The 16,695-nt window shown below is 71.1% G+C and carries 16 protein-coding genes; 9 read left to right on the top strand and 7 right to left on the bottom strand.

Annotated elements, in window-relative coordinates; translation table 11 throughout:
• Positions 1 to 338 precede the first annotated feature (338 nt).
• A complete protein-coding gene (locus FLV34_RS11930) occupies positions 339 to 881 on the top strand; it encodes an ATP-binding protein (RefSeq protein WP_147943086.1) in 543 nt (180 codons plus the stop codon).
• 402 nt (positions 882 to 1,283) lie between these two features.
• On the opposite strand, the gene FLV34_RS11925 is transcribed toward FLV34_RS11930, so the two are convergent.
• Positions 1,284 to 1,751, bottom strand: a complete 468-nt coding sequence (locus FLV34_RS11925) for a MarR family winged helix-turn-helix transcriptional regulator (protein ID WP_142652190.1) — start codon at positions 1,749 to 1,751, stop codon at positions 1,284 to 1,286.
• A gap of 80 nt (positions 1,752 to 1,831) precedes the next feature.
• Here FLV34_RS11925 and FLV34_RS11920 point away from each other — a divergent pair, with 80 nt between their 5' ends.
• Positions 1,832 to 2,011, top strand: coding sequence for a hypothetical protein (locus tag FLV34_RS11920; protein WP_142652188.1), 180 nt, complete (start codon positions 1,832 to 1,834; stop codon positions 2,009 to 2,011).
• Between the two features lie 177 nt (positions 2,012 to 2,188).
• On the opposite strand, the gene FLV34_RS42330 is transcribed toward FLV34_RS11920, so the two are convergent.
• Positions 2,189 to 3,958 carry a cellulose binding domain-containing protein gene (locus FLV34_RS42330; protein ID WP_147943085.1) on the bottom strand — a complete coding sequence of 590 codons (1,770 nt, stop codon included), beginning with the start codon at positions 3,956 to 3,958 and terminating at the stop codon, positions 2,189 to 2,191.
• A gap of 599 nt (positions 3,959 to 4,557) precedes the next feature.
• Here FLV34_RS42330 and tatA point away from each other — a divergent pair.
• The 4 genes from tatA to FLV34_RS11895 all read left to right on the top strand — a co-directional run bounded on the left by tatA (position 4,558) and on the right by FLV34_RS11895 (position 7,341).
• Positions 4,558 to 4,845 (top strand): Sec-independent protein translocase subunit TatA, encoded by a 288-nt coding sequence (gene tatA / locus FLV34_RS11910; protein WP_147943084.1) that lies wholly within the window; start codon positions 4,558 to 4,560, stop codon positions 4,843 to 4,845.
• A 138-nt stretch (positions 4,846 to 4,983) separates the two neighbouring features.
• A complete protein-coding gene (locus FLV34_RS40375) occupies positions 4,984 to 5,586 on the top strand; it encodes a hypothetical protein (protein WP_187280611.1) in 603 nt (200 codons plus the stop codon).
• A 161-nt stretch (positions 5,587 to 5,747) separates the two neighbouring features.
• Positions 5,748 to 6,428: a TetR/AcrR family transcriptional regulator gene (locus FLV34_RS11900; RefSeq protein WP_142652180.1), complete on the top strand. Its 681-nt coding sequence runs from the start codon at positions 5,748 to 5,750 to the stop codon at positions 6,426 to 6,428.
• A gap of 16 nt (positions 6,429 to 6,444) precedes the next feature.
• A complete protein-coding gene (locus tag FLV34_RS11895; protein WP_142652178.1) occupies positions 6,445 to 7,341 on the top strand; it encodes an oxidoreductase in 897 nt (298 codons plus the stop codon).
• Between the two features lie 638 nt (positions 7,342 to 7,979).
• Here the strand turns inward: FLV34_RS11895 and FLV34_RS11890 are convergent.
• From FLV34_RS11890 to FLV34_RS11870, 4 genes are all read right to left on the bottom strand, one after another.
• On the bottom strand, positions 7,980 to 9,149 hold the full coding sequence (locus tag FLV34_RS11890) for an acyltransferase (protein ID WP_147943083.1): 1,170 nt from the start codon (positions 9,147 to 9,149) through the stop codon (positions 7,980 to 7,982).
• Positions 9,150 to 9,673: 524 nt separating this feature from the next.
• Positions 9,674 to 10,606 carry a DUF72 domain-containing protein gene (locus FLV34_RS11880; RefSeq protein WP_142652172.1) on the bottom strand — a complete coding sequence of 311 codons (933 nt, stop codon included), beginning with the start codon at positions 10,604 to 10,606 and terminating at the stop codon, positions 9,674 to 9,676.
• A gap of 22 nt (positions 10,607 to 10,628) precedes the next feature.
• Positions 10,629 to 11,852, bottom strand: coding sequence for a S8 family serine peptidase (locus FLV34_RS11875; protein ID WP_142652170.1), 1,224 nt, complete (start codon positions 11,850 to 11,852; stop codon positions 10,629 to 10,631).
• Positions 11,849 to 12,499 (bottom strand): hypothetical protein, encoded by a 651-nt coding sequence (locus FLV34_RS11870; RefSeq protein WP_147943082.1) that lies wholly within the window; start codon positions 12,497 to 12,499, stop codon positions 11,849 to 11,851. The genes FLV34_RS11875 and FLV34_RS11870 overlap by 4 nt, the downstream gene beginning before the upstream one ends.
• On the opposite strand from FLV34_RS11870, the gene FLV34_RS11865 reads away from it, so the two are divergent.
• The 3 genes from FLV34_RS11865 to FLV34_RS11855 all read left to right on the top strand — a co-directional run bounded on the left by FLV34_RS11865 (position 12,485) and on the right by FLV34_RS11855 (position 15,285).
• Positions 12,485 to 12,775 carry a hypothetical protein gene (locus FLV34_RS11865; protein ID WP_147943081.1) on the top strand — a complete coding sequence of 97 codons (291 nt, stop codon included), beginning with the start codon at positions 12,485 to 12,487 and terminating at the stop codon, positions 12,773 to 12,775. The two genes, FLV34_RS11870 and FLV34_RS11865, sit on opposite strands and share 15 nt — an antisense overlap.
• Before the next feature lie 532 nt (positions 12,776 to 13,307).
• Entirely contained in the window at positions 13,308 to 14,120 is an 813-nt protein-coding gene (locus FLV34_RS11860; protein WP_147943080.1) for a hypothetical protein, read from the top strand.
• A complete protein-coding gene (locus tag FLV34_RS11855) occupies positions 14,107 to 15,285 on the top strand; it encodes an ImmA/IrrE family metallo-endopeptidase (RefSeq protein WP_185949107.1) in 1,179 nt (392 codons plus the stop codon). Before FLV34_RS11860 ends, FLV34_RS11855 begins: the two co-directional genes overlap by 14 nt.
• Before the next feature lie 22 nt (positions 15,286 to 15,307).
• On the opposite strand, the gene FLV34_RS11850 is transcribed toward FLV34_RS11855, so the two are convergent.
• Positions 15,308 to 16,657: a glycoside hydrolase family 36 protein gene (locus FLV34_RS11850; protein ID WP_147943079.1), complete on the bottom strand. Its 1,350-nt coding sequence runs from the start codon at positions 16,655 to 16,657 to the stop codon at positions 15,308 to 15,310.
• Positions 16,658 to 16,695: the final 38 nt, after the last annotated feature.

The following is a 16,695-nucleotide window of genomic DNA, read 5'->3' as shown; positions in this document are numbered from 1 at the left end:
GTCGGGGCCATTCGAATGACGAAGGCGCTCAGGATCGATGTCGAACAGATCCATCACACCTCCATCAAGCGATTCGAAAACTTGTATTAATTCTCTCCTGCCTCCGGAGCTTGTGCAAGATCAACTAAGAATCTCTTGGGATCACAGATTGAGGGAATCGCCCAGGTCACGGGATAGTTCGCCGCCGTGCAAGCCCTGCCAGGAGCCGTTGCCGGTCACGCCATGGCAGGAACTGTGGCTCGACAAACCCTGCCAGGGGCAGACAAGGCGTCGCCCAGAGGGCGCGGAGGCACTACCCGGCAAGCGCCGAAAACCCGGGAAACGACGAGACTCGGGGCATGACCGGCATTCCTGGCCACCTCAGCGCAGGGCGTCCCGTTCCTCGGGTTGAGGACGAGACGGAGCGGCGCGTCGTGATGATGTGCGGCATCGCCGGTTCGGGCAAGACGACGTACGCGCAGGAGCTGGAGCGACGCGGCTACGTCCGGCTGTCCATCGACGAGGCCGTCTGGGCACGGCTCGGGCGCGACGGCGGCGAGCTCGACCCGGAGGAGTACGCGGACCATCAGGCCCGTGCCGAGGATGACTTGTGGCAGGAGCTTGTGCGCCTGATGCGGGCAGGCCGGAGCGTGGTCCTCGACTACAGCTTCTGGAGGCGCGCGACGCGCGACCGGTACAAGGCACTGATCGAGAGTCACGGATATCGGTGGGAGCTCCTCTACCTGAAGGCTCGCCCGGAGACCCTGCGCCGGCGGCTCGCGGCGCGCAACACCCTGAGCGGCCCGAACAGTGTCACGGTGTCCGACGAGCTTCTCCGGTCATACGTGGCGGGCTTCGAGGAGCCCGTGGGCGAAGGAGAGCGGGTCATCCCGCAGGAATGAGCCGCCGGTCGCACAGGATCTCGGCGGAGCCATGGAGCCGACGTTCCGGGGGCCGACTCGGGAATGGGCCCCCGGTCGCGCGGAGGATCTCGGCGGAGCCATGGAGCCGACGTTCCGGGGGCCGACTCGGGAATGGGCCCCCGGTCGCGCGGAGGATCTCGGCGGAGCCATGGAGCCGACGTTCCGGGGGCCGACTCGGGAATGAGCCGCCGGTCGCGCGGAGGATGTCGGCGGAGCCATGGAGCCGGCATTCCAGGCCGACTCGGCCGCAGCGACGCCGAGACGCCCACGTACGGCAGGGCGAGCGCTCGCGCCAGGGGACGGAGCTGTGCGACCTGCTGATGGTGCGGTGGGCCGATCAGCGGTGATCAGCGGCCCGATCGGCGGGCGGTCAGTGGGTGATCAGGGCAGTTCGGCGAGGTGGGCGCCGTTGGCCGCGGCGATCACCCGGGTCAGCGCCTGGTGCAGGCTCTGCAGCTCGGTCAGCTCCATCCCCAGCCGCTCGACGATCGCCACCGGGACCTTCTCGGCCTGCCGGCGCAGCGCGCGTCCCTCGTCGGTCAGCACGATCGCCAGGGAACGCTCGTCGTCACTGGCACGGCGGCGCTCGACGTAGCCTGCCGCCTCAAGGCGCTTGAGCAGCGGCGACAGCGTCGCCGGCTCCAGGGCCAGCATCCGGCTGAGGTCCTTCACCGACAACGGCGCGTGCTGCCAGAGGGCCAGCATCACCAGATATTGCGGGTGGGTCAGGCCCATCGGTTCGAGCAGGGGCCGATAGAGACCGATGACCGACCGCGAGGCGACCGCCAGGGCGAAGCAGACCTGGTTCTCCAGGGCCAACGGGTCGACGATGTCGCCAATGTCACTCATGTGCACCTCCATGGCCATGCTAGGCGATTAGTACACTAACTGTTAGTGCACTAAGCAGCGCCGAGAACACAGGAAGTGTCATGGCCCGTAGGAAGAGTCTGGAAGAGCGCATCGCCGACCGCGTCGCCAAGCGGCCGCCCATGAAGGACAGCAAGCACTTCGAGCACGGCCCCGCCAAGTGGATATTCGCCAGCGTCCTGGTGCTCGCGGTGCTCATCCATTTCGTCATCGTCGGCGTCGTCATGCTCCTCGGACACTGATCCTCGGACACTGATCCTCGGGCAGTGATCTTCGGGTAGTGATCTTCGGGCGCTGATGACACTGGCGGAGACCGAGCCCCGGCCCGTACACACAGGAGGGCCCGCGGCGTGGTCGCCGCGGGCCCTGATCGTCAGCGTCCGGCCGAGTGTCCTGCCGTACGTCGGATCACCCGTGGATCACGGGCTGGTGCAGGTGGCCGTCGGGGTCGCCGCGGTCCCGCTGCCGAGGAAGCCGAAGGTCGTGCTCCCGTTGGCCGCGACCGAGCCGTTCCACGACTCGTTGCGCACCGCCACGGTCGAGCCGGAGCCCGAGCGTACGCCTCCCCAGATCTGGGTGATGGTCTGCCCGCCGGGCCAGGTCCAGTTCACGGTCCAGCCGTTGATCGGGGAGTTCCCCGCGCGCACCGTGACCTCGCCCTGCCAGCCGCCGGACCAGGAGTTGACCACCTGGATCGTCGCCGAGCACGCGCCGCTCACTCCGCCGGACGGCGAAGGGCTCGGGCTGGGAGACGGGCTCGGGCTGGTGTTCCCGCTGGGGGACGGGCTGGGGCTGGGCGAGCGGGTCGGGCTGGGACTCGGAGACGGGGACGGGGACGGACTCGGGGACGGGCTCGGGGACGGGTTGGAATCCGACAGGGTCGGGGTCGTCCAGTCCTTCCACTGCGAGAGGTTGCCGGACTTCCTGGAGGAGATCCGGAACACGCCGGGGGCGTTGCCCGTCTTCAGCAGGAACTTCTGGATGTTCTGCTGCAGCGGGGTGCGCCACTCGGACCGGCTGGCGCAGTGCGTGCCGTCCTGGACGTCCGACCAGTAGCTGATGTTGTCACCCGCGCCGAGCGCCTTGTAGATCTCGGCTCCGGCCAGCGCGGCCACGCTGCCCGACTGGGCGCCCAGCCAGTCGACGTGCGGGTTCTCCATGATGAACAGACCACGCGGAGCGATCATGCCCACCATCTCGTGCGTGTCGACCGGGAGCCCGTTCGGGTTGCCGGTGAAGGAGCCGAACGCGTCACCCAGCCACGGCTGCTCGGAGTAGGCGCTGCTCAGCGGCTGCGCACCGCTCTCCTGGGCGATGCCGCGCAGGATGGGAACACCGGCGCTGCCCGACTCGATCGGCATCGTCAGGGCGATGCGCTGGTCGAACACGCCGGCCACGAAGGCGCCCTTGCCGTAGCGCGAGCAGCCGGTGACGCCGGTCGCGTCCGCCTTGAGGATGCTCCCGCCCGACTGCTCGATGACGTCGATGATGCGGCTGACGCCCCACGCCCAGGCGGCGAGCAGGCCGGTGCTGCTGGAGGAGCCGTAGATGCTGTAGAAGGCGCCCTGCTTGTTGTTGCGCGGAGTGCCTTCCCTGCCGACCGAGAACGGGTCGTAGCTGATCACCGCGGCGCCGCTCGCCTTGATGGTGGCGGTGTCCGCGCCGAAGCCGCCGTACACGATGACGGCCGGGAACGGCCCGTTGCCGCTCGGCGCGTCCACCGACGCGGAGAAGCTGGAGCTCCTGCCGTTGGCGGACACGTTCACGGTGATGCTGGTCCGCGAAACCGTGCCCGTGACGCCGGCCGGCTTGCCGGGCTTCTCACCGTAGATGTAGCGCTCGGCCTGCTTCTTGATCTCCTCGCGGCGGCATCGCCAGTCCGACTTGGACGTGATGCGCTGCCCGTTGATCTTCTTGAAGGGATCGGGAAGCCTGGAGTTGGACACCGGCTGTCCCAGGTCGGGCACCGGGCAGTCGGCACCCTCGTCCTCGACGCCGGCGGCGGCATTGGCCGCCTGCGCCGACCAGGGCGCGAGCGCGCCTGCACCGGCGTCGCCACCGGGGATCTCGACCACCGCGAGACCCAGCGAAAGCGCGGCGACGGCGGCCACGACGAGCCCGCGACGCACGCCCGTGCCGCCGGAAAACAGGCCGCGGCGCACGCCGCTCGAAAAGATGTCGCCGATCATCGGCAGCCCCCGCGGGAGGGCCGGCCGGCATCGATGGGGACTGCGGCAGCCTGTGCCACTGCTGCTGCCGAGACCTTGAGGCGTTTCACGACAGTGCGTCCTTCCTTCTGAGGATCCCGGACCTGTCACCGGCCCGGCAAGGACCGCTGACACGAGCGTGAGCTGAATTTTTTCGAAGAAACACCGAAATGTTGCAGCGCTGCAAGGCCCAAATCGGATGGGGCGACAGCCGCTTCGTGGCGGATAAGAACGGTGCTGTTCGCGGCGTGATTACCGTTACTCTCGGGAGGACTTTTCCGAAATAGACACGAAAGTTTCATCACTCCGGGCCCGGAAAGCAACTGCCGACGCCGGGAATCGCCGCATGCGGCGCCGAGGCGCGGGACGCCCTCGCTCTCCGCCCCGCTCCCCCTGTGCGTCGGCCGGCAGTCCGGCCCGCAGGTGGTGGGCCGCCGGACGACCGGACGACGTCCGGACGGCCTGACGACGCCGGCACCCCGCCCTTCGGCCGGCCGCCGTCTCGCCGGCAGCCCGCGCGGCCGGCCTCTCGTCCGATGGCATAGCCTGTGAGCAGGCAAAACGACGACCAGAGGAGAGCCATGGGTTCGCTGAGCCCTGTTCACTGGATGATCGTGTTGGTGGTGCTCGTGCTGCTCTTCGGTGCGAAGAAGCTGCCGGACACCGCCAAGGCCCTCGGGCAGTCGCTGCGGATCTTCAAGAACGAGACCAGCAGGCTCGGCGACGAGGCCGACACCGCCGTCACCCAGGCCCGTACGGCACCCGCCGTCCCGGACGCCGAAGCGCGGCTGCGCGCGCTCGAAGAGGAGAACGCCCGGCTCAGGGCCACCGCGGAAGCCGCGCGGCCGGACGAGCCCGGGGCCCGCTGAGGCGTCGCCCGCACTCCACACCCGCCAGACGGCCGACGGGCGACCGATGAACGGCCGTCGCGGGGCCTGCGCATGGGCGCGTACGGAAATCCGGCCGATCGGACGAACCTTTCCGCCGGATCCGGACTCCAACAGGACATGCAGCACGCCCTCTCGCTCCGCTTTGTCCTCCCCGCCGCCGCGGCGGCGGCCGCGTTGACCTGCGCCGCGGCGCTCCCGGCCGACGCCGCCGCCGTGCCCAAGTCCGCCGCGCCCAAGTCCGCCGCGCCCAAGTCCGCCGCGCCGAAGTTCGCCGCGCCCAAGTCCGCCGCGCCGAAGTTCGCCGCGCCCAAGCCGTACGGCACGTCGTTCCAGACCGACCCGCACCATGACTTCACGAAGCACATCTCGCCCCGGCACGACGGCATCCTGCGGGGCTGGGTCACGTATTACCGGTCCGGGGTGGCGGAGTACGAGCCGATCAGGTGGGTGAAGGACAAGACCGGCCACACGGAGGGGCGGTTCGAGGGCCCGCCCGAGGGTGATGTGACGGCTTACGCCTCTCGTGTGGCCAAGAACGTGGTGTTCTACAGCGCCACCGGGTGCAAGGGCACCACGGTGACGGTGAAGCACGGCGGCCTGGGGTCGAAGAGGTGCTCCCAGAGCGAGCTGATCTCCCGGATGAAGCACGCGCATCGTCCGGCGCTCATCACCGTCTATCGCGGCGTGATCGTCAAGGTGCAGGAGATCTACACCCCCTGACCGCTGGAACGGCCGGGTCAGCCGGCACGGATCCGCGTTGGGCCGGACTTCCTCTTCCCCGGGAGTCCGGCCCTTTTTCACGTACGGGACATTTTTCGCGTACGGGACATCCGGCGATGAGCCGGGAGGCGCTGATGAGAGGTACTCACCATAATGAGGGGATGTCAACGCCGCGGCAGCGCTACCGGGAGCAGGTCCGTTCGGAGATCAAGCAGATCGCTCTCGTGCAGATCGGCGAGGGCGGGACGGCGGCGCTGAGCCTGAACGCGGTGGCGAAAAAGCTCGGCGTGACGGGACCGGCGCTGTACAAGTACTTCCGCAGCCGCGACGAGCTGCTCACCGAGCTGATCCTGATGGGCTTCGACGACGTCGCCGCGGCCGTACGGGCCGCTGTCGGGCAGGGCGCGCCCCGGGAGCGGCTGCACGCGCTGGCCCGGGCCTTCCGCGAATGGGCCGTGGCCAATCCACGCCTGTTCCAGTTGCTGGCGGGGACGCCCTCGCCCGGCCACGAGGCACCCCCGGAAAGCGTGCTGCGGGCCCGGAACGTGCTCGGGCCCTTCCTGCCGGTGTTCGCCGAGGGGCGCTGCCGGCCGGGGGCGGAACCGCTGCGGGAGCAGATGGGGAAATGGATGCAGGGGACCCCGGCGGTCGCCGAGTGGGTGCGCGCGTTCGCCCCCGAGGGGGACGCGGCGACCGCACTCACCGGCACCGTGATGGCCTGGGCCCAGCTCCAGGGCGTGGTGAGCCTGGAGGTCCAGGGGCAGTTCGCCGGCGTGGGGCACGGCGGCGCCGCCCTCCTCGACGCGGTCATGGACGCCCTCGCCGACGGCATGGGCCTTTAACGGGCATCCTTGAACGATGAACACAACCACGATCAGCGCGTCGGACGCGGGGACCTGGCGGCTCGGCGACCTCACGGTCAACCGGATGGGGTTCGGGGCGATGCGCCTGACGGGCAGCGCCGCCTTCGACCTCGGCACGCCGAGCGACCGCGAACGGTCGATCGCGGTGCTGCGGCGCGCCGTCGAGCTCGGTGTGAACCACATCGACACGGCGGCGTTCTACTTCTCGCGGCTGCGCTCGGCCAACGAGCTGATCAACCGGGCGCTCGCGCCGTACCCGGACGACCTGGTCATCGCCACGAAGGTGGGCCCGGGGCGGGACCCGTCCGGCGAGTGGCTGCCGCTCGCCCGGCCCGACCAGCTGCGCGGCCAGGTCGAGGAGAACCTGCGCCAGCTCGGCCGTGACCACCTCGACCTGGTCTATTTGCGCCAGGCGGGGCTCGACTCGATCGCCGAACACTTCGGGGCACTCGCCGAGCTGCGCGAGGCCGGTCTCATCCGGCACCTGGGGATCTCCAACGTCCGGCCCGAGCACCTCGCGCAGGCCCAGGCGATCGCACCGGTGGTGAGCGTGCAGAACCGGTACGGCATCGGCTTCACCCGCAGCCGAGGGCAACTGCGCACCTGCGGCGAGCAGGGCGTCGCCTTCGTGCCGTTCTTCGCGATCGCGGGCGACGGCCGGGAGAAGGGGACGAGCGGCACGGACCTGGAGGAGGTGCTGGCCGTCGCCCGCGCGCACGGCGCGACCCCCGCGCAGGTGCGGCTGGCCTGGACGCTCCAGCAGGGGCCGCACGTGCTGGCCATCCCGGGCACCGGCAACCCCGATCACCTGGCCGAGAACGTCGCCGCCGCCGCGCTGCGTCTCACGGACGAGGAGATGGCCCGCCTGGACGCGCTCGCCGACGCCACCTGACCGAAGGACTCGCGTTTCCGCTCCTCCGCCGCCTCGCGTACGGCGCGGCGCCTCAGGCCGCTTCGCGTACGGTGCTCACGCCACCTCGCGTACGGTGCCTCACCCCGCCTCGCGCACGGTGCCTCACGCCGCTTCGCGTACAAGGTGGACAGGGGTGAGAAGATGCCCGACCAAGCTTCCCCTAGATCATCGGCAATGTGCGCGGTTCCGTCCGGTGACATCGGAAGGGAGACGCAGTGGCTTCGGCAGGTCGCGGCGGCGTACAGGCAGGTCGCCCGGGAGAGAGTCGTCAGGGAGAGACTCGACAGGGAGAGAACCGTCTCGCCCGCGGACTGACCGAGGTGTTCGCGCCCGCGCACATCGTCATAGGACTACCGCTGGTGATGGGTGCGATCAGCGATGGCTGGACCGGTGTCGCCTGGGGCGCGCTGACCGCGGCAGTGTGCCGGAGGGATTCCTCTCGGGGTGCTTCTCCTGGGCGTTCGATCGGGCCGGTTCGGCGACAAGCACGTCAGGGACCGCGCCCAACGCCCGAAGCTGCTCGCGCTGATCGTCGCCCTGGTCGCCGCCTTCCTCTGAGCGCGAGTCACGCACCACCCGGCTGAGTGCGAGTCACGCACCACCCGGCTGAGCGCGAGTCACGCACCACCCGGCGAGTGCGCGTGCTCGCCCCTCACGGCTTCGGGCCCGGCGGCGCGGATCTTCCTGTTCAGGCGGCGGCCGAGGCCCTGGCCCGGGGCCTCCACGAACCGGTACGCCACCTGGCCGAGCACCAGCAGGACGAGGAAGAACACCGGGAGGTTCGGGACGACGCGCAGCAGGAGCGGGTGCAGCAGATAGAGAGAAAAGCTGATCACGCCGAGGTGGGCGAGCCACCGGGGGAACGGCCGGTGCCGCAACCGGAACGCGAGCACGAAGACGGCCGCCGCCAGCAGCACCGCCGCGGCCCAGGCGCGCTCACGCGCCACCAGGACGCCGCTCACGATGACCATCAGCAGGGCGGCGACGGCCCAGAGCGGCCGGAGCGCGCCCTGCTCGGCGCGCCACACGGCGGTCCCGGCGAACATCGTCGCCGCGATGACCAGGCCCTGCCCTGCCCCGATCCGGCTGCCGAGGATCACCAGCGCCAGGCCGAGCAGGCCGCCGATCACCGCGGCCGCCGTCCTGAGGCGGCCGTTCGCGGTCACGGTCACGACGATGACCAGGATCACCGCGACGCCCATGAGCGCGGCGACCAGGTCCGCGCCGCCGTTGATCGTGGCGCGGGGCATGAGCAGGCCGAGCGGCACGGCCGCCACCGCCAGGACCATGGCGATCGGCGCCGACCTGTGCGCCTGCCGTACGGCGAACAGCCCGGCCGTCATCAGGTAGAACGCCATCTCGTAGGAGAGCGTCCACATCACGTTGATCACCGAGGGGACGCCGAGAAGCTCCTGCAGCATCGTGAGGTTCGCCAGCGCGACGAGCGGCGGCGGCCGGCTGTCGAGGCCGGGCGAGGACTCGAACAGCCCGGCGTACGCGAGGAGCAGCGCGAGGGCGAGGGCGGCGAGCAGCAGCGGGACGAGCCGGAACGCCCGCCCGGTCCAGAAGGCCCGCAGGTCGCCCCGCCGTTCCAGCGAGGCAGGGATGATGTAGCCGCTGACCAGGAAGAACACGAAGACGCCCCAGGTGCCGACGTCGACCCGGCGGTCCACCTCCGCCCACACGGCCGGGATGAAGGTCCAGGCCGAGTGGTGCAGCGCCACGGCCGGAGCGGCGATCCCGCGTAAGGCGTCCAGCCACGCCAGCCGAGAGGGGTTTGCTGCCATTCAGGTGACTTTAGGCGAAATACGCCGTCGGCAGCACACCACCTGGCGCACGAACTCCGTCGGGCGCACGTCACCGGGGTTGGGCCCCGCATGGTGCTCACCGGTCCCGGCCTGACCGACCCCGCCACCGCCGACGACCGCGCCGGCCCCAATTACACAACGAACGAGCCGAGCGATCTGGACTGAGGAACGCGCGAGAGCGAAGCGACCAGGCGCGACCAGGGAAGCGTTCATCGCGCGCCTTCGGCACGACCCCGGCGGGAGTGAGCGCCCCGACGGTGAAGTGGGGAACACGACCAGGCGGCGGTGGACTCCTACTACGCGGTCGGCCGATCGCGGAAGGACAGACCGTGCTCCTCCAGGGCCCGGCGGAGCACGGACATCGCCTTCGGTCCCATGCCGTGCAGCGCGAGGAGCTCGGCCTCGGTCGCCCGCGCGAGCTTCTCCAGAGCCGGCCGGGTGATCGGTGTAGCCGGCGTTCGCGAGCGCTCGCGTGGCCGGCGCGCTGATCTTGGGCAGGTCCGTCATCGGGTCCCTTCCTCGAGTGTCCGGTCGCCGTCCGGCCGGGGGCGTACGTCGCAGTCTGGCAAACGCGCGAGCACGGCGGCGAGCTGGCGGGCGTTGGTCTGCGCGTAGTCGCGGTAGCAGTTGTTCATCAGCACGTGGGTCGTGGACGTCTGGCCGCCGAGCTCGCGCAGCCGCAGCGCCCACTGTTCGAGCTCGTCGAGGGAGTAGCGGTAGCCGAAGCGCTCGTGGACGTCATGACTGGTCCACTTGTCGCTGTGCCCGTGGAACCGCACGACCCCCAGGTCGGACGTGGCCGCGACGACCGGCGGGATCGAGTCCGGATAACCCTGCGGCATGTCCACGCACACGTACGGGATGGCGTACGAACGGAGGAAGTCGAGGGTCTCGGCCTGGTTGTCCTCGCTCATCCACGTGTGGTTGCGGAACTCGACCGAGATGCGCAGCGGCTCGCAGCGCCGTTTGCACTCCAGGATGTAGTGCTTGTTGGCCCGGCCGATCGGGAACCACCGGGGAAACTGGAAGAGCACCGCCCCGAGCTTGCCCGCCTCGCGCAGCGGCAGCAGAGCGCTGACGAACCGCTCCCAGACCTGGTCCACCACCTTCGGGTCGAGGTCGCGGGCGTACAGGTTCTTGCCGCCTTCGCTCGGACGCAGGTCCTTCGGCAGCGCGGCCGGCCGGGTCGGATGCCGCGTGAGCAGCGAGAACGCCTTGACGTCGAAGACGAACTCCGGGGGCGTGCGCTCGGCCCACAGCCGTACGGTGGCCTCGGCGGGCGGCGCGTAATAGGTGGAGTCGACCTCCACCAGCGGGAACATGCGCGCGTAGTAGCGCAGGCGCTCCTCCGGCGTCGTGACGTCGGGCGGATACCAGCCCGACTCCAGCAGCGTCTTGTCGGTCCAGGACGCCGTGCCGACCAGGATCTCCCCCATACCTCACCATAAGGAGCGGTGCTCAGGTCCCGGGCGGCAGGGTTCGGGCCTTGGGGCGGCGGAAGAGGACGAAGGCGACGAACAGCAGCAGCAGCCCGGCCGCTCCCGCGCCTCCGCCGATGACCAGATACTCGCTGTCGATGGGCGGGTGGGTCATGGGCGCGTCGGTGGGGCCGTTCCCGAAGTATTTCTTCCCCTTGTACGGCACGGCCTTGATCGCGGACTTCCCCGGAGAGCCGGCCGCCGCGACCACGGCGGCCGCGTCGACCTGGCCGAAGCCCACGAACGTGTCGTACCCGCCCGCCGGATGCCGGGCGGTCCTGGTGAGGATGGAACGGATCTGCCCCGGTGTGAGCTTCGGATTGCGCGACAGCGCCAGCGCGACCACTCCGGCGGTGAGGGCGCAGGCCGGGGAGGTGCCGTCGACCGACTGATAGCCGCCGGTGTTCCTGGCGCTGTAGATGTCGATGCCCGGGGCCGCGACCGTGGTGTAGGTGTGCACCTGGGAGAAGTCCGTCCGGCGGCCGTCGGGCCCCAGCGCCCCCACCCCGATGACCCCGGGATAGGCGGCCGGGTAGGACACCTTGTTGTTGGCGTCCTTCTCCAGCGGGTTGGTCGAGCCGCCGTTGCCGGAGCTGGCCAGGATCGTGACGCCCTTGCTCACCGCGTAGTCCACCGCGGCGGCCGTGTCCTCCTCGTAACCGTTGAAGATGTCCCACTCGTCGGTGCCGAGCGACATCGAGATGACCTTCGCCCCCTTGCCGACGGCATATCTGATGCCGTTGGCCAGGGCATGCGCGGCCTTCTCGCTCTGTGCGTCCCTCGTCATCTTCAGCGCCCGCTTCCGCGCGGGGTCCTCCCAGTCCCACAGGACTCGTACGGACAGGATGCGGGCCTTCGGCGCCACCTTGAGCACGTCGGACGCCATCGCGGTGCCGTGCTCGCCCCAGTAGGACTGGCCCGGCCGGGCGCCGCCCCCGATGAGGTCGGGGCCGGTCGTCACCCGGCCGCCCAGCGCGGGATGCCTGGCCACCACACCGGTGTCGAGCACGGCGACCAGAACGCCGTCCCCCTGGGCCGTACGCTGCGCCTCGGGGAGCCGCAGGGCCGCGACCTCCCAGTCCCTCGGCGCGTCCGCCCGCGCCGGAACCGCCGTACCCGCCACCGCCACGACCGCCGCCACGACCGCCGCGACGACGGCGGGCAGAACGGCGGGCAGGGCGGCGCGGAGCCCGCGCCCGGTCATGCTCCCCCCCTGTTGGTCAGGTCCGCCAGCCGCCAGGCGAGGGACTTGGCCAGCCCTTCGGCCGTCGCGCTCCACGGCTCACGGTCCATGCGCTGGTCGTAGCTCTGCCTGCCCCAGGGCTGCGGGAGCCGGCCCGCCTTCCTGCCGTCCACCGGTCCCGCAGAGGCGACCACCGCGCACGGCGTGTAGATGTCCAGCACGTTGTAGCCCCCACTGCCCGCCCGTACGGCGTCGTTCCAGGTGATCCCCGGGGCGGCGAGGGCGTGCACGGCATGGTCGGGCCGGTCGGCGTCCGCCTTGTCGTGCACGAGATCGCCCAGATCGAGGGCGACCTTCGGGTCGCCGAACATGACGATGGCGATGGTCGCGGCGGTGCCGCCCGTGTCGTCCACGTACGTGGCGCGCAGGGCCGCGACGCAGCCGCGCTGGGCGGCCTCCTTCGCCACGGCCCCGGACAGCGCCTTCGCGCAGGAGGTGTCCGGGGAGATCGCGACCCTGGTCCAGCCGCGCTCGATCTTCGGGTCGTTCTCTTTCTTCTTCGGATCCTGCCGGCCGAGCGCCGCGGGGAACAGCGTCTCGGCGGGCTCGTTGCGCCACAGGTTGTGCGCGTATTCCTTGTTGCGGATCTCCTGGTGGCTGTTCGACACGGCCTGCGCCACGACGGCGCCCCCGCCGAGCAGGAGCATCAGGCCGAACCCCCCGGCCACGCCCCCGCCGAAGACCCGCCCGGCTCGCCGCCGCGGCCTGCCGTCGTCTTCCGGCTCGTACGGCCCGCCCTGCTCGTACGGACCACCGGGTGCGGGCCATTGACCCGGCTGGGCCGGTTGCTGGGCCGGCTGCTGGGGGGATTGCTGCGGGGATTGCTGCGGCCACGGCTGCCCGGCGGGCTGGGGGTACGCGCCCGGTGGCCACCCTTGCGGTGATTGACCGGGCGACGGTTGGTTCGGCTGCGGCTGGTTGAAGGGCGGTTGGTTCTGCAGCGGTGGGTGCTGCGGCGGCGGGTTCTGCGGCGGATAGCCCGGCCACGGCTGGTGCGGCCCTGCGGGCGGCTGCCCCGGGCCTTGCTGCCCCGGACCATACGGCCCCAGACCATGCTGCCCCGGACCTTGCTGCCCCGGACCATACGGCCCGGCGCCGTAGGGATCGACGGGAGACCGGCCCGGATATGGACCGGAAGGTGGGGGGTGTGCCATTGCTCTCCCGTTGTGCGTGCCGTACGCGGACACGCTCCCGGCGGCCCGCCGTACGGCAGGGGAGCACGGCGGGCGCATTCGCCGGCCACGCTCCCCTCCCCGATCACGACATTTGGCACTATAGCCATCTCTCCGGCCGCGCCCGGGGTGCTTTCTCGGCCAGAAGAGCTGTGACCTGGGTGACTCATGAAGCGTTCGCGGGACTATGATGTTGGAAAATAAAGTGTCCCCGGCGTATGGCGGTCACTGAAAAAAGCAGCACGTGCGGAGCACACCGGAGGTGGCGATGCTGTCGACCTGGGCTGTGGAGACGTTCGGCCCGCGCGCCGAGCAGATCCGCCAGGGGGTGACCGAGGCGCTGGCGATCGCGCTGGAGAACGCCCAGGACGCCCAGAAGACGGCGCGGACCGAGCTCCTCCACCCGTTCGGCTTCACGCTCATGTCCCGCAAGTTCGAGGCCCTGGCCGACGCGTTCGCGGACATGCCCGGCGTCGTCACCGTCAAGCCGCCGGGCTCCCAGCACGAGCTCGTCGTGCTCGGCGGCAACCTGCTGTTCCCCTTCCGCTACGCCAAGGACCGTTCGGTCAGCGTGGTCAACGCCAGGATCGGCGACGGCAGGCCGTCCGGGCTGGTGCAGGCGCTGTTCACCCGGTTCGGCCCGCGGCCCTGGGCCGAGCAGCTCACGCTCGGCGGCGTCGAGGCCGCCCTGCCGGAGCCCGTGACTCCGGCAGCCCGCGCGCTCACCCGGCTGCCCGAGGGCACCCGCCTCGTGCTCATCGCGTACGCCTGCAACGCCAGGGCCGGTCTGCTCGATGTGTGGTGGGGCGAGGCCGAGCTGCTCGACCGCACCGGCAACCTGCGCTGGCACTACTGCGAGCCGATTCCGCTCCCCGGCCAGGCGCCCGCGGCCGAGCTGCCCGGGGCGGCCTCCGTCGGCGAGGCGTCCGCGTTCGCCCGGGGCGCGATGCCGGCTCCGGCCCTGAACCCGCGCCCGCTCCGCGAGCGCGCGACCGCCGTGCCTCCGATGAGCGAGGCGCCGTACGCACCGGACGCCGCCGCCGATGAAGGACGATGACCGGCTGCGCCTGGTCGAGGACACCGCTCCCCCCGCTGCGCCCAGCCCGCAGGCCGTGGCGGACGCCTTCGACGGCACCCGCCTCACCCAGGCGCGACGCCTGGCGGCGCTGACGAAGAAGGAGGTGGCCGAGCGCATCGGGGTGTCCCCCGCCGCGGTCGGCCAGTATGAGGCAGGGGTCACCCGGCCGCGTCCCGATCTGGTCCCGCTCCTCGCCGAGGTGCTCGCCGTGCCCGCGGCCTTCTTCCTGCCGGGCCGCCCGCACGGCAAGCTGGACGGCTCGATGGCGCACTTCCGCAGCCTGCGTTCCACCCGGGCCTACCAGCGTGCGAAGGCCGTGGCCTTCGTCGAACAGGTCTGGGAGCTGACGTACGCGCTGGAGAAACGGGTGCGGCTCCCCTACGTCGACCTGCCGGGCTTCGCCGGGGGCGAGGTGCATTCGGGCAGCGCCCTGCCTCGCGATCCCATGGGCGCGGCCCGCGCGCTGCGGGCCCACTGGGGGCTCGGCACCGGGCCGATCAGCCACCTGGTGCGGCACATGGAGTCACGGGGGATCGTCGTCGTCTTTCCCCAGGCCGACGAGGACGCGGTCACGGTGGACGCCTTCTCCACCTCCAGCCTGCCCCGGCCCATCGTCGTCCTGACGCCCAACCGCTTCGACGACGTCTATCGGCACCGCTTCACCGCCGCGCACGAGCTGGGGCACCTGGTGCTGCACGGGGACGCGGCGGCCGGGGACAGCCAGCAGGAGCGCGAGGCCGACTCCTTCGCCGCGGAGTTCCTCACGCCGCGCGACAGCATCCTGCCCAGCCTGCCCGCCCGCGCCGACCTGCGGCGGCTGGCGGAGCTGCGCCGCGTCTGGGGCGTGTCGGTCGACTCTCTGCTGTATCGGTGCCGGGAGGTCGGCCTGCTGTCCGACTCCGCGGCCGGACGCGCCTACCAGCGGCTCGCGGCGCTGCGCGACCAGCCGGGCTTCGCCACCGAGCCGGTGTCGGGCTACCCCGGCGAGCAGCCGGTCCTGCTCAGCAGGGCGTTCGAGATGGCGGCGGCCGAGACCAGGCTGACCGTGCCCGCGCTGGCCCGGGAGCTCGCCTGGCCCGTGGCACGCGTACGCGAACTGATCGGCATGCCCGCCAATCGCCCCCAGCTCAGACTCGTCCCCTGACACGACGCGCCCGCGGCTCGGCTCAGACGAGCGGCGTGGGGTCGGCGGGGGTGAGCAGGCGGCGGGTGGTCTCCAGCCCCCACTCGTCCAGGCCGCGCAGCCGGTCGCTGGAGGCCCGCAGGCCGCCGTACCGCTCGACGGTGCGCGCCCAGTCCTCCCGCCGTTCGACCTCGGGCCGGAGCATGAGGCAGTCGGGGTCGTTGATCCAGAACCTGCCGTGCTGCCACGCCCGGGCGACGGTGTTCCTGGTGGCGTTGGCCTGGCTGGGCTCGGAGGGGTGTGCGCTCGGGTTCTGCCAGTACGCCGCGATGTCCGGGCCCACCCGCATCGCGTCCACCATGCCGACCGAGGGGAGGATCGGCGCGCCGCACCCCAGCAGGTACGCCTCGGGACCGATGGCCTCGCGGATGAGCCGCAGGCCGTGGCGGTAGGCCGCCACGCCGGTCACGTCCTCGTGACGGCGGCCCTCCAGCGCCCCCGCGTACACGAAGTCGATTTTGAAGTAGTCGACGCCCCAGCCGCGCATGGTGCGCAGCACGTCCGCCAGGTATTCGGCCGCGCCGGGGTGGGTGAGGTCGAGCGCGACGCAGGAGTCCCCGAGGACGTCACCGGCGAACACCGGGTCGCCGCCGGCGGGATCGGTCACGAGCCACTCCGGGTGCGCGGCGAAGAGGGTGCTCTTGCACGCCACGATCATGGGGGCGATCCAGATCCCGGCCCGCCGCCCGTGCTCGCGGATGCGCCGGATCAGCCCGGGCAGGTCGTCGAAGCGGCCGGAGGACGTGAGCCAGTCGCCCGGCGCGGCCTGATATCCGTCGTCGATCTGCACGACGTCGACGGGAAGCGCCAGCTCGTCCATGGCCGTGAGGTTCTCGGCGACGTCCTCCTGGGTGACCTGGGAGAAGTACTGGTACCAGGAGCACCAGACCGTGGGCGACGGACGCAGGCGTACGCCGGCCTGCTCGGCGAAGCCGGTGCCCCAGTGGGCCAGCGCCGCCTCCAGCCCGCCCTGATGCTCCGTGTGCTCCACGGGGGCATCCGACGCGATCACGACCCGGCCGCCGTACGGCCGTGCCTCGATGACCGGCACACGGGAGGCGGCCGTCTCGGCACTCGCGGCGCCGAAGACGTGGACGGAGCCGCCGTCCCCGGGATCGACGGCCAGCAGCCCCTCGCCCCGGAACACGCCCTCGTCCGGGGCCGAGCCGTAGTGGCAGTCGATGACCAGCGAGTTGGGGAGGGTCACCCGATAGGGGGTCTCGGCCAGGGGAAGGGCACCGGTGACGCTCCACGACTGCCAGCCCTCCGCGTAGATCCGGGCACTTGCCGGGTCCACGTCCAGGGCGGCGACGTCCTCGAATCGCGGTTCCATCACGGCCCAGTTCACCCATGAACCGGTTAAGCGTCAAG

This window comes from Microbispora sp. CSR-4 (assembly GCF_008033685.1).
Taxonomy (GTDB): Bacteria; Actinomycetota; Actinomycetes; order Streptosporangiales; family Streptosporangiaceae; genus Microbispora.
Note: the sequence above shows the minus strand (reverse complement) of the source record. Positions and strands in the feature narration are given on the sequence as shown.